Annotated in this window: 12 protein-coding genes; 4 read left to right on the top strand and 8 right to left on the bottom strand. The window is 56.0% G+C overall.

Translation table 11 applies throughout. The features are described from left to right. Positions 1–115: 115 nt before the first annotated feature. The 3 genes from gntT to gntX form a co-directional block, all read right to left on the bottom strand. The gene (gene gntT / locus HII27_RS17230) at positions 116–1,432 is read right to left on the bottom strand and encodes a gluconate transporter (protein WP_035892130.1); all 1,317 of its coding nucleotides are present in this window, start codon (positions 1,430–1,432) and stop codon (positions 116–118) included. 420 nt (positions 1,433–1,852) lie between these two features. Then, complete coding sequence (gene nfuA, locus HII27_RS17225; protein WP_106925116.1) at positions 1,853–2,428, bottom strand: Fe-S biogenesis protein NfuA; 576 nt, start codon at positions 2,426–2,428, stop codon at positions 1,853–1,855. Between the two features lie 58 nt (positions 2,429–2,486). Next, positions 2,487–3,161 (bottom strand): DNA utilization protein GntX, encoded by a 675-nt coding sequence (gene gntX / locus HII27_RS17220; protein ID WP_185669004.1) that lies wholly within the window; start codon positions 3,159–3,161, stop codon positions 2,487–2,489. Between the two features lie 38 nt (positions 3,162–3,199). Here gntX and bioH point away from each other — a divergent pair, with 38 nt between their 5' ends. Then, positions 3,200–3,970 (top strand): pimeloyl-ACP methyl ester esterase BioH, encoded by a 771-nt coding sequence (gene bioH, locus HII27_RS17215; RefSeq protein ID WP_185669003.1) that lies wholly within the window; start codon positions 3,200–3,202, stop codon positions 3,968–3,970. A 121-nt stretch (positions 3,971–4,091) separates the two neighbouring features. Continuing rightward, the gene (locus tag HII27_RS17210) at positions 4,092–4,361 is read left to right on the top strand and encodes a YdgH/BhsA/McbA-like domain containing protein (RefSeq protein ID WP_185669002.1); all 270 of its coding nucleotides are present in this window, start codon (positions 4,092–4,094) and stop codon (positions 4,359–4,361) included. Positions 4,362–4,412: 51 nt separating this feature from the next. Here the strand turns inward: HII27_RS17210 and feoC are convergent, their stop codons facing one another. The 5 genes from feoC to greB form a co-directional block, all read right to left on the bottom strand. Then, a complete protein-coding gene (feoC, locus tag HII27_RS17205) occupies positions 4,413–4,649 on the bottom strand; it encodes a [Fe-S]-dependent transcriptional repressor FeoC (RefSeq protein WP_185669001.1) in 237 nt (78 codons plus the stop codon). A gap of 8 nt (positions 4,650–4,657) precedes the next feature. Then, positions 4,658–6,976 carry a Fe(2+) transporter permease subunit FeoB gene (gene feoB, locus HII27_RS17200; protein WP_185669000.1) on the bottom strand — a complete coding sequence of 773 codons (2,319 nt, stop codon included), beginning with the start codon at positions 6,974–6,976 and terminating at the stop codon, positions 4,658–4,660. Positions 6,977–7,004: 28 nt separating this feature from the next. Next, on the bottom strand, positions 7,005–7,232 hold the full coding sequence (feoA, locus tag HII27_RS17195) for a ferrous iron transporter A (RefSeq protein WP_052282977.1): 228 nt from the start codon (positions 7,230–7,232) through the stop codon (positions 7,005–7,007). 438 nt (positions 7,233–7,670) lie between these two features. Further along, positions 7,671–10,007: a Tex family protein gene (locus tag HII27_RS17190; protein WP_185668999.1), complete on the bottom strand. Its 2,337-nt coding sequence runs from the start codon at positions 10,005–10,007 to the stop codon at positions 7,671–7,673. 99 nt (positions 10,008–10,106) lie between these two features. Continuing rightward, on the bottom strand, positions 10,107–10,580 hold the full coding sequence (gene greB, locus HII27_RS17185; protein ID WP_185668998.1) for a transcription elongation factor GreB: 474 nt from the start codon (positions 10,578–10,580) through the stop codon (positions 10,107–10,109). Between the two features lie 230 nt (positions 10,581–10,810). Here greB and ompR point away from each other — a divergent pair, with 230 nt between their 5' ends. After that, positions 10,811–11,530 (top strand): osmolarity response regulator transcription factor OmpR, encoded by a 720-nt coding sequence (ompR, locus tag HII27_RS17180; protein WP_001157751.1) that lies wholly within the window; start codon positions 10,811–10,813, stop codon positions 11,528–11,530. Beyond that, positions 11,527–12,879 (top strand): two-component system sensor histidine kinase EnvZ, encoded by a 1,353-nt coding sequence (envZ, locus tag HII27_RS17175; RefSeq protein WP_185668997.1) that lies wholly within the window; start codon positions 11,527–11,529, stop codon positions 12,877–12,879. The genes ompR and envZ overlap by 4 nt, the downstream gene beginning before the upstream one ends. The last annotated feature ends 61 nt before the right edge of the window (positions 12,880–12,940 follow it).

Raw genomic sequence — 12,940 nt, 5'->3', positions numbered from 1 at the left:
TGACCGGAAAAGCCGTAGTATTATCCGGATAGACTAGGAAAGTGTTACCTATGTTCCCGGTCTGAAGTGTTACCTATGTATCCGGTCGTACAGAAGCGACGCCGGGGATACCGTGTTACACCACCATTCCCAGCAGCAAACAACCCACCAGACCGCAAACCGAGATAATGGTTTCCAGCATCGACCAGGACTTAATGGTCTCGCCGATAGTCAGGTTGAAGTACTCCTTGAACAGCCAGAAGCCTGGATCGTTCACGTGGGAGAAGATAACGGAGCCGGAACCGACGGCGATAACCATCAGTTCAGGGCTAACGCCGGTGGTGGCAATCAGTGGCGCCGCGATACCGCCAGCGGTGATGGCCGCAACGGTGGCAGAACCCAGCGCGATACGCAGTACGGCGGCGATAGACCAGGCCATAAACAGCGGAGACACGTTGGACTCGTGCATGATAGATGCGATGTACTTATCCACGCCGGAGTCGACCAGTACCTGCTTGAAGGCACCGCCGCCGCCGATGATCAGCAGCATCATGGCGATGATTTTAATGGAGGAGATCAGCGTATCGTTGATGTCATCCATCGAACGGCCACGGTTCAGGCCGAAGGTGAAGATAGCAATCAGCACCGCAATCAGGGTCGCCATCACCGGGTCGCCGAAGAACTCAGCGGCAGGCAGCAGGGCGTGGCCTTTTGGCAGCACCATTTCCGCGATAGCGCGCAGCGCCATCAGAATAACCGGCACCAGAGAGGTCCAGACGCTCACGCCGAAGGATGGCATCTCTGCATCGGTGAAGGTTTTCGGGTTGTGCAGACCTTCCGGGATTGGCTTGTCGATACTTTTCAGGCAGCGCGCATAAACCGGACCCGCCAGAATAACGGTCGGGATAGCCAGCAGCGTACCGTACAGCAGGGTTTTACCCATGTCCGCGTGGAAGATAGTGGCGATAGCGGTTGGGCCCGGGTGAGGTGGCAGGAAGCCGTGGGTCACGGAGAGCGCCGCCGCCATTGGCACGCCGACGTACAGCAGTGGAATACGTGCGTTTGCCGCAATGGTGAACACCAGCGGCAGCAGCAGAACGAAGCCCACTTCATAGAACAGCGCGAAGCCGACGGTGAAGCCGGTCAGTACGACGGCCCACTGAATGTGCTTACGACCAAATTTGTCGATGAGGGTCGTGGCGATACGCTGCGCACCGCCGCAGTCCGCCAGCATCTTACCGAGCATGGCGCCGAAGCCCATAATCAGCGCCAGGCTGCCGAGGGTGCCGCCAACGCCGTTTTTAATGGAGACGATAACTTTGTCCAGGGGCATGCCCTGCATTAATCCGACGGCGAGTGCCACCAGAACCAGAGCGATAAACCCGTTCATTTTGAAACGGATCATCAGCAGTAATAAGAGGATAACCCCGATAGCTACGATGATTAATGGCATAATTTATCCAGCCTTTAATTTGTTATGGGTAACGTCACTGTTGCTGCGACAACGTCCAATTGTCCCTACAGAGGGAATAGGTACTGACTTCTTCACACCACCGTATGTTTATGACTCAGACAAAGGATAGCTGGCTATTTATTTAACGCGGTGGTGCGTGTTGCGATGATACGGGTAACATGTAGAGGTTGAGAATAACCCCAGGCATGGAAATGTGAAATCTGCGACGGTAGTCAAATTATTGGTAGGGTTATTGCAGAGTTTGGAGCGGGAATTTGCGAGGCATGTTGTGCGGTAACATGTGTCGAACGGAGAATTTCCCGGGGTCGGCGTAAACGCCTCGCCCGGGCTACCAGTGAGAGTCGCGCTTGTTTGTAGCCCGGCCAGGCGAAGCGCCACCGGGACAAGCACGGCGCTAACTTAGTAGTAAGAGTGCTCGCCGCGCTGGTGTTCGGTCAGATCGCGAACGCCTTTAAGGTCAGGGAATTCAGCCAGCAGCTGCTTTTCGATCCCATCTTTCAGCGTGACGTCAATCATCGAGCAACCGTTACAGCCGCCGCCAAACTGCAGGATGGCGTAGCCGTCGTCGGTGATTTCCATCAGCGATACGCGGCCACCGTGGCCGGCCAGCTGTGGGTTAACCTGCGACTGCAGCATGTATTCAACGCGCTCCATCAGCGGGGCATCGTCGGACACTTTACGCATTTTCGCGTTTGGCGCTTTCAGGGTCAGCTGAGAACCCAGCTGATCGGTGACGAAATCGATTTCCGCATCTTCCAGATACGGAGCACTCAGCTCGTCGACATAAGCGGTGAGCTGCTCAAATTTCAGGGCAGTATCACTTGCTTCCACCGCATCCGGCGGGCAATAAGAAACGCCGCATTCTGCGTTAGGCGTACCAGGGTTAATCACAAATACACGGATTTGTGTCCCTTCTTCCTGATTTTGCAGAAGTTTGGCAAAGTGCGCTTGCGCAGTATCGGAAATACGGATCATAGCTTTGACCTAATAGTTGACTACTTTAGTTGGTTATAATACGCCCATCGCTGGGGGTCTACAAGGTGCGACACAGACACCATACCTGAACGCTCGCCGCGCCATTTCGCAAAAGAAGCCGGGAAATCTCGGCAACGGTGCTGCCGGTGGTGACCACATCATCCACAATAACCATATGGCGACCCTGCACCGGTAATTCAAGCTGGAACGCATTTTTCAGGTTCTGTTTGCGCAGCCTGGCGCTGAGCTGGTGTTGGGTGGCGGTGGGGCGTATGCGGACGATCGCCCGTGGGGTAAATTCGCAGGGCAGCCATTTCGCCAGCGCCCGGCACAACAGCTCGCTCTGGTTATACCCGCGCCGCCAGTGACGGCGCTGCCACAAGGGGACGCTGATAAGCTGCTGCGGCATGGGCCACGTACCGCTACGCCGCACGGCTAACAGCAGCAGGCGCGCCAGCGCGGGGGCTAGCTCTGCCTGGCCGCTGAACTTGAAGTGGTGAATCAACGTACTGAGCGGTGGTTGATAGTCGTTTACGGTCACCAGACGCTGCCAGGGCGGCGGTTTTTGTAGGCAGCGCCCGCACGGTGCATGGGTGCTCCCCGAAGGTAAACCGCATTGCGGGCAGCGACAAATCTCGCTTTCTACCGCGTGGGTGCAGCGCGAGCAGATGCCCCACGCGGGTAGCGCTAGCGGCATTTTGCATAGCCAGCACGAGCCGTGGACTGTTAGCATAATCCCTCCTTGAACCAATAAAACGAGAACAATAGCTGATGAACGACATCTGGTGGCAAACCACGGGCGAAGGAGATTGTCATCTTGTGCTGCTGCACGGATGGGGGCTGAATGCTCAGGTCTGGGATTGCATTACGCCGGAATTAGGCGCGCATTTTACGCTGCATCTGGTCGACCTGCCGGGCTATGGCCGCAGCGGTGGGTTTGGTGCGCTTTCGCTGGAAGAGATGGCCGAACATGTGCTGGAAAAAGCGCCGGTTAACGCTATCTGGCTTGGCTGGAGTCTTGGGGGGCTGGTGGCAAGCGAAGTGGCATTACGCCACCCGGAACGCGTCGAGGCGTTGGTCACCATCGCATCGTCCCCTTGCTTTAGCGCGCATGACGCGTGGCCCGGCATTAAGCCTGAGGTGCTCAGTGGGTTCCAGCAGCAGCTTAGCGAAGATTTCCAGCGCACCGTTGAGCGTTTCCTGGCGCTGCAAACGCTGGGTACCGAAAGCGCCCGTCAGGATGCGCGCGCGCTGAAACAGACGGTGCTGTCCCTGCCAATGCCCTCTTCTGAGGTGCTGAACGGCGGCCTGGAGATCCTCAAAACCGCTGACCTGCGCCAGTCACTCACCGCGCTGACGGTGCCGTTCCTGCGCCTTTACGGTCGGCTTGATGGGTTAGTCCCGCGCAAGATTGTGCCGCTGCTGGATGCCCAGTGGCCGCAGAGTGAATCGCTGGTGTTTGATAAGGCGGCCCATGCGCCGTTTATTTCGCATCCACAGGCATTTTGCGAGTCGTTGATTGCGTTAAAAAAGCAGCTTTAAAATAATTTTTTACCTGACGTGGTAAATGGCAAATTTGTAGCAATACTTAACTTGTTGCGGTGGCTGACTATTTCAGTAAGCCACCGTTACCTACAAAAATAACTGAATGGAGTGTAGGCCTATGAAACTTGTTACAGGTATTGTTGCATCTCTGGTTATTGGTTCTCTGTCATTTGGCGCATTTGCCGCCAAGGAAATTACTAAAGAAGACGTTGCGAAGATGAAGCTGACTAAAATTGGCAACATCACCACGTCAAAAACGACGTCGCCGATGGACGCGAAGCACGATCTGTCGAAAAAAGCGGATGAGCTGGGCGGCAAGTACTACGTGATTATCGCGGGTCAGAAAAACGAGAAAAACGTTCACGGTAACGCGGACGTCTATAAGTAAGTAGGGTCGAACATGTTATTCCCGGCGTTGCGTTAACGCCGGGAATACGTTTTAGCGTAGCGCCCACCACTGACGTAAGCAGGCTTTCCCTTCCGGGCAGCTTTTGCAGCTGCCGGTCAGACACCCATCTGGTTCTTCGTCAATCTTCATGACTTTCCCCATGGCTTCCAGACGGCTCAGCATGGCATCGATCATCGCCTGCGGCGTGTGCAGTTGGGCACTGAGCTGTGAGGCTTCCATACGTCCCTGCAGTGCCAGCATATCGCGTACTTCAATCAATGATGCCATGATGACTCCTAGTGACAATCGCCCGCTGGGCTAGAGCAGCATGAGGTTGGCGTTTTACGCGTCGCCAGCAGTGAGACGTCCACCCGGCTACGGGCACGGCGCAGCAGGCCAATCACCACCACGTTGAACAGAATCACCGCCAGGATGCACACCAGGCTGTAGCGTGGGTGCTGGCTGAAGCTCACCGTCTGGTAGTACAGCGTCGAGAGCGAGTAGGCGATGTTCAGACCCCACAGAATAGAGAAGGACATCCAGCCGCGGCTCGACTCACGGGCAATCGCCCCCATCACCGAAATGCATGGAATGTAGAGCAGAACGAAAATCAGGTAGCTGTAGGCTGCTGCCGCGCTGCCGAACTTGCTGCTCATCACGCCCATCGCCCCGGTTTCCATCTCGCCGTCGCCCTTGCTGGCTTCGATTGGGTTGGCCAGTACGCTCAGGCTAAAGGTGTCTTTCAGCCCCTGCCAGGTTTCATCAGCCGCTGCCAGCAGTTCTTCACCGAGGTTGAACTCCTGTGGGTTGAACTCTTCATTCTGAATGTTTTCGGCGGTGTAGAGGGTGTTCAGTGTACCGACCACCACTTCTTTTGCCATCGCGCCGGTAAACAGACCCACGGTGGCCTGCCAGTTATCGTCATGGACGCCAATCGGTTTAAACACCGGCGTAATGGCGCGGCTGACGGAGGCCAGCGCGGAGTCGTTGATGTTATCGACGATTTTGCCGCTGAACGAGAAGCTGTTCAGCGCGCTCAGGAAGATACTGACGATAACGATAACTTTACCCGCGCGCAGCACGAAACCTTTCAGGCGCTGCCAGGTCTGGATAATCAGGCTCTTAATATGCGGTACGTGGTACACCGGCAGTTCCATCACGAACGGCGATGCTTCACCGCGCATAATGGTGTATTTGAGCATCAGGCCGGTCAGGATGGCGATAACGATCCCCAGCACGTACAGGGAGAAGACCACCAGCGCGCCGCCCTGGCCGAAGAAGGCAGCGGCGAAGACGGCGAAGATAGCCAGACGCGCCCCGCAGGACATAAACGGTGCCATCATAATGGTCATCAGACGTTCACGCGGTGCATCCAGGGTACGTGCGCCCATGACCGACGGCACGTTACAGCCGAAGCCGACGATCAGCGGTACAAAGGATTTACCCGGCAGACCCAGAGACTGCATCAGGCGGTCCATCACGAATGCCGCACGCGCCATGTACCCGGAGTCCTCAAGGAAGGAGAGGAACAGGTACATCATGCCGATTTGCGGCACTAGCGGCAGTACGGTGTTGATACCACCGCCGATACCCTGCGCCAGGAAGACCGTCAGCCAGTCCGGGAAGTGCAACTGGTAGCCAATCCACTGAATGCCGTGGATAAAGATAGCAACGGAGCCGCCGTCAAAGATCGGCTGCAGTGCGCCACCGATGTTGATAGCCAGCAAGAACATCAGGTACATGACGAACAGGAAAATCGGTAAGCCCAGCACGCGGTTGAGGACAATTTTGTCCAGCGCGGCGGTGAAGCGGCTTGGCTCGGCGGTCAGGGTGTTACTGACGGCGTCGCAAATGGCGGCAATGCTCTGATAGCGGGCGTCGGCGATATGCAGCGCCGGGTCGTCCATCTCTTCGCTCAGATGCGCCAGGGAGACGTCCAGCTTGTGCGCGGCATCGCCGGCATAGGCGCGGCTATAGATATCGCCTTCCAGCATCTGCATGCCCAGCCAGCGGCGCTGACGTTCAGGGATCTCCTGCGCCATCTCTTTTGCCAGGTTATCGGCTTCGCGCAGCAGCGGCTGTGGATAGTGAACCAGCTCAATTGGCTGGTTGCCCTGATGGCGGTCAATCGCCATTTTCAGTGCTTCAATTCCGCGAGCACGGGTGGAGACCAGCGGCACAACCGGGCAGCCGAGGCGCGCAGAGAGCGCATCCACGTCGATACGGATTTGCTGTTTCTCGGCAATATCGAGCATGTTCAGCGCGACCACGCACGGAATGCCCAGCTCGAGCAGCTGCAGCGTCAGGTAGAGGTTACGTTCGAGGTTGGAGGCGTCGACCACGTTAATCAGCAGGTCGGCATCACCGCTCAGAATATAGTGGCAGGCAATCTGCTCATCCAGCGAGGTTTGCGAGGAGATGGTGGTCAGCGAGTAGGTACCCGGCAGGTCGACGAGGGTGACCTGATGGTCGGTGGTGACGAACGCGCCTTCTTTGCGCTCTACCGTTACCCCGGCCCAGTTGCCTACGCGCTGGCGCGCGCCGGTGAGCTGGTTGAATAAGGTTGTTTTGCCGGAATTAGGATTACCAATTAAACCGATGGTTAATTTTTTCATATTTCAGACTCTTAGTACCGGGCTGGGGTTATTGCGCGACGGCTTCTAATTCAATAAGCGCGAGATCTTTCTTACGCAATACCAGGCTAACGCGACGGGTTTCAATATGAATAGGGTCGCCGAGTGGCGCTACGCGAACCACATTAAAGGACGATCCCGGCAGCATGCCCAGGGACAGCAGTTTCTGACGATAAGCTGGGCTAATTTCGCGGGAGAAACCGACAATCTTCCACGCAGTATCAGGTGTAAATTGCATATAACCTACTTGTGTATCGCTAGCTGAACGAGGGGAGCACCGCGCGCTGCCTGGCGGCAACCGGGGCGTCGTCAACGAATAAAGAAATAAAGCCTACTGAAAATGATGATAATGAGAATGGTTTTTATCATCAATACATATTATGCGATCGGCAGGAATTTCGAGCGGAATTTGCACTTTTTTTGATATGACGCAAGCAACTCATTGTAGCCGTAAATGAATTAAATATTATTTTCTTCACTTAATGTTTAATTAAAGTTTCATTGGTTAATAAAATAAAACATGATGACGCTTATTATTAAAAGCTGATAGGAAGATAATAATGGCTGAGGTCTGTCAAATAAGCGGTAGCCCGGGCGAGGCGTTTAACGCCGACCCCGGGGAGGCTCTGGAGCCTTTCCCGGCGTCGCTGCGCTCGGCCGGGCTACTTGTTACTATTTAGCGTTTTTTACCCATGGCGGCTGCCAGCGCGTCCATCATGGCGCTGTTGCCTGCTGGTTGTGCTTCACGCCCGCGCGGTTTTGCGGCTTTCGCGGCCGGGCGGTTGTTGCCCTGGCTGCGATCGTTACCGCCACTGCCGCGACGGGCGTTGGTTTCACCTGGCTGCTCGTCAAGACGCATGGTCAGCGCGATGCGCTTACGCTGCAGATCCACTTCCAGCACCTTCACTTTGACGATATCGCCCGCTTTCACCACGGTATGTGGGTCTTCGACGAACTTATCCGCCAGCGAAGAGATGTGAACCAGGCCGTCCTGATGCACGCCAATATCAACAAATGCGCCAAAGTTGGTGACGTTGGTGACGGCGCCTTCGAGGACCATCCCCGGCAGCAGGTCGTTCATGGTTTCTACACCGTCGGCGAATTTCGCGGTTTTAAACTCAGGGCGCGGGTCGCGGCCTGGTTTTTCCAGCTCTTTGATGATGTCGGTAACGGTGGGCACACCAAAACGATCGTCGGTGAACTCAGAGGCTTTCAGGTTTCTGAGCTCATTACTGTTGCCCATTAAATCCTTCAGCGCCTGCTGCGTGGCAGCCAGAATGCGTTCGACCACCGGATACGCTTCCGGGTGAACGGTTGAAGCATCCAGCGGGTTATCGCCGTGGTTAATACGTAAGAAGCCCGCGCACTGCTCAAACGCTTTCGGTCCCAGACGGCTCACCTTCAGCAATTGCTGGCGGTTCTGGAACTGACCGTTCTCATCGCGCCAGGCGACGATGTTCTGCGCCATCATGCGCGTCAGGCCCGCTACGCGGGTCAGCAGCGGCACGGAGGCGGTGTTCAGGTCTACGCCGACGGCGTTTACGCAGTCTTCCACCACTGCATCCAGCTTGCGTGCTAGCTGAGTCTGGCTGACGTCGTGCTGATACTGGCCAACCCCGATGGATTTCGGGTCGATTTTCACCAGCTCTGCCAGCGGATCCTGTAGGCGACGGGCGATAGAGACCGCGCCGCGCAGGGAAACGTCGAGGTCCGGGAACTCCAGCGCTGCCAGCTCGGAGGCGGAATAGACGGAAGCACCCGCTTCGCTGACGATCACCTTCTGCGCGGTGACTTTCGGGAACTGTTGCTGCACGTCGAGGAAGAAGCGCTCGGTTTCACGAGATGCCGTCCCGTTACCGATAGCCACCAGCTCCACGTTGTGTTTTTCGCACAGCGCGGCAACGGCAACCGCCGCTTTCGCCGCCTGGCCTGTGTGCGGATAAATAGTGTCGGTGGCGACCAGCTTGCCGGTGCCGTCAACCACCGCCACTTTTACGCCGGTACGCAGGCCCGGGTCGAGACCCATGGTGGCGCGCAGGCCAGCCGGTGCCGCCATCAGCAGGTCGTGCAGGTTACGGGCGAAGACGTTGATCGCTTCATCTTCCGCGCGTTCGCGCACGGTGCCCATCAGCTCGGTTTCAAGGTGCATCAGCACCTTGATGCGCCAGGTCCAACTGACCACGCCTTTACGCCAGCTGTCCGCCGGGGCGTTGTTCAGGCGCAGACCAAGGTGGTCGATAATAATTTGTTCGCAGTAGCTCTCTTTCGGCGGCTCGTCGAACTGTGGGTCGGCGTTGAGGGAGAGTTGCAGCACGCCTTCGTTGCGCCCGCGGAACATCGCCAGCGCGCGGTGGGAAGGGGTGGTTGAAATCGGTTCGTGATGGTCGAAGTAGTCGCGGAATTTTGCGCCTTCCTCTTCTTTACCGCTGACCACTTTGGCGACCAGGTGGGCGTTCTTCCACAGGTAGTCACGCACTTTTGCCAGCAGGCCGGCGTCTTCCGCGAAGCGCTCCATCAGGATATAGCGCGCACCGTCGAGGGCGGCTTTGGTATCCGCTACACCCTTATCGGCATCGATAAATTTGGCGGCTTCGGTTTCCGGGTCGTGAGACGGCTCGCTCCACAGCAGGTCGGCCAGCGGCTCAAGGCCCGCTTCAATGGCAATCTGCCCGCGGGTGCGGCGCTTCTGTTTGTACGGTAAGTAGAGGTCTTCCAGCTCGGTTTTGTTGAGCGTGCCGTTGATGGCTTTTTCCAGCGATTCGGTCAGCTTACCCTGCTCACCGATGGATTTCAGAATGACCTGACGGCGGTCTTCCAGCTCACGCAAATACCCGAGGCGGGTTTCCAGATTACGCAGCTGCGTATCATCCAGTCCGCCGGTGATTTCCTTACGATAACGTGCAATAAACGGCACGGTGTTCCCTTCATCAAGCAGGCGAACGGCGGCTTCCACCTGTTCGGCTCTGGCCTGAAGTTCACCCGCAATAATGCGGCAGAGCGAATCATTCATCATGGCTTGGTTTCACTGTTAGGTCATAAAATCAGGGGACAGTTATACGGATTGACTGGCAAAAATGCCAGTCATCAGCGGGGGCTTCGGATTGTTCCGGCCTTATTTTACGTATTCGATCTCGTTAACGTACCAGCTGGCTTCGCCGGCCGGGGTGTTGACCACCGCCAGATCGCCGACCTCTTTCTTCAGCAGCGCGCGGGCCATCGGCGAGTCGATGGAGATATAGTCCTTGCGACCAAAAATCTCATCGTAGCCGACAATACGAAAACGCTTGGTTTCGCCGTCGTCGTTTTCTATCTCAACCCAGGCGCCGAAAAAGACTTTGCCTTCCTGCTGCGGGGAGTAATCGACAATACGCAGATTCTCAAGACACTTGGTCAAATAACGAACGCGGCGGTCAATCTCCCTTAAGCGTTTTTTATTATACTGGTAGTCAGCGTTTTCACTGCGATCGCCAAGGCTTGCGGCCCAGGTCACCTTCTTTGTGACCTCCGGGCGCTCTTCGCGCCAGAGATAATCCATCTCTTTTTTGAGCTTTTCGTACCCTTCACGGGTGATCAACTGTGTTTTCATGTTCCGTGCTTACCTGGCTACCGAGGAAAGAATACGCACAATACGTATTACGTGAGTATGCCGACAGAATAAATAATGTGTATTAAGATTCATTGTATACTTAACTCGCTGTTAAATATGCTTTGTAACAATTTAGCCTGGAATTTATACCAGATTTAGCTGGTCGCAAGCGCAGGCTTTTTTGAGAATACATGCTGAATAATTGTTGCGAACCTTTGGGAGTAAAAACAATGCAAGAGAATTATAAGATTCTTGTTGTGGATGACGATATGCGCCTGCGTGCGCTGCTGGAACGTTATCTGACCGAGCAGGGTTTCCAGGTTCGAAGCGTAGCTAACGCCGAACAGATGGACAGATTGCTGACCCGTGAATCATTCCATCTGATGGTTCTGGATTTAATGCTGCCAGGCGAAGATGGTCTGTCGATTTGCCGTCGTCTGCGTAGCCAGAGCAACCCGATGCCGATCATTATGGTGACGGCAAAAGGGGAAGAAGTTGACCGTATCGTGGGCCTGGAAATCGGTGCCGACGACTACATTCCGAAACCGTTCAACCCGCGTGAACTGCTGGCCCGTATCCGTGCGGTGCTGCGCCGTCAGGCGAACGAACTGCCGGGCGCGCCTTCTCAGGAAGAAGCGGTTATCGCTTTCGGTAAGTTCAAGCTGAACCTTGGTACTCGTGAAATGTTCCGTGAAGACGAGCCTATGCCGCTCACCAGCGGTGAGTTCGCGGTGCTGAAAGCGCTGGTCAGCCACCCGCGCGAGCCGCTGTCTCGCGACAAGCTGATGAACCTGGCGCGTGGTCGTGAATACTCGGCGATGGAACGCTCTATCGACGTGCAGATTTCTCGTCTGCGCCGCATGGTGGAAGAAGATCCGGCTCACCCACGTTACATTCAGACCGTTTGGGGTCTGGGCTACGTGTTCGTCCCGGACGGTTCTAAAGCATGAGGCGACTGCGCTTCTCGCCTCGAAGTTCGTTTGCCCGCACGTTGCTGCTGATTGTCACCCTGCTGTTCGTCAGCCTGGTGACAACCTATCTTGTGGTGCTGAACTTCGCGATTTTGCCAAGCCTGCAGCAGTTTAATAAGGTCTTAGCCTACGAAGTCCGTATGCTGATGACCGATAAACTGCAGCTGGAAGACGGCACGCAACTTGTCGTGCCGCCGGCATTTCGCCGCGAGATCTATCGTGAACTGGGTATCTCACTCTATTCCGATGAAGCCGCTGAAGAGGCCGGTTTACGCTGGGCTCAACACTACGAGTTCTTAAGTCAGCAGATGGCCCAGCAGTTGGGCGGGCCGACTGAAGTTCGCGTTGAAGTCAATAAAAGCTCCCCGGTGGTCTGGTTGAAGACCTGGCTGTCGCCCAATATTTGGGTGCGTGTGCCGTTAACCGAGATCCATCAGGGAGACTTCTCCCCGCTCTTCCGCTATACCCTGGCGATTATGCTGCTGGCGATAGGCGGCGCATGGCTGTTTATCCGCATCCAGAACCGACCCCTGGTCGACCTGGAGCACGCTGCGCTGCAGGTCGGTAAGGGCATCATTCCTCCGCCGCTGCGTGAATACGGTGCGTCAGAGGTGCGTTCGGTGACTCGAGCCTTTAACCATATGGCCGCGGGCGTGAAGCAGCTTTCCGACGACCGTACGCTGTTGATGGCCGGGGTTAGCCATGACCTGCGCACGCCGTTGACGCGTATTCGTCTGGCGACGGAGATGATGGGCGAAGAGGATGGTTATCTTGCTGAATCTATCAATAAAGATATTGAAGAGTGCAATGCCATCATCGAGCAGTTTATTGACTATCTGCGTACCGGTCAGGAGATGCCGCTGGAGTCTATCGATCTCAATGCCGTGCTCGGTGAAGTGATCGCAGCAGAAAGCGGCTATGAGCGGGAAATTGATACCGCACTGTTCGACGACGAGATCCCGGTAAGGGTGCATCCGCTGTCTATCAAGCGCGCACTGGCCAATATGGTGGTGAACGCGGCGCGTTACGGCAACGGCTGGATTAAAGTCAGTAGCGGTCGTGAAGCGCATCGCGCCTGGTTCCAGGTGGAAGACGATGGTCCAGGGATTAAACCCGAGCAGCGTAAGCACCTGTTCCAGCCGTTTGTACGTGGCGATAGTGCCCGTACCATCAGCGGAACGGGCCTGGGGCTGGCTATCGTGCAGCGTATTATCGATAACCACAACGGGATGCTGGAGCTGGATACCAGTGAACGTGGTGGGTTGCTGATACGCGCCTGGCTGCCGGTGCCGGGTGGGCGACCGCCAGCACCAACGAAAGAGAGCTAAAAAAAACCGCTGGGGGAAACCCCGGCGGTTTTTGTTTGTGTGGTGCAGTGTGCTGTCCCGG

Origin of the sequence: Kluyvera sichuanensis (assembly GCF_014218705.1) — a bacterium.
Classification (GTDB): domain Bacteria; phylum Pseudomonadota; class Gammaproteobacteria; order Enterobacterales; family Enterobacteriaceae; genus Kluyvera; species Kluyvera sichuanensis.
This window is presented reverse-complemented; position numbering and strand designations above follow the sequence as displayed.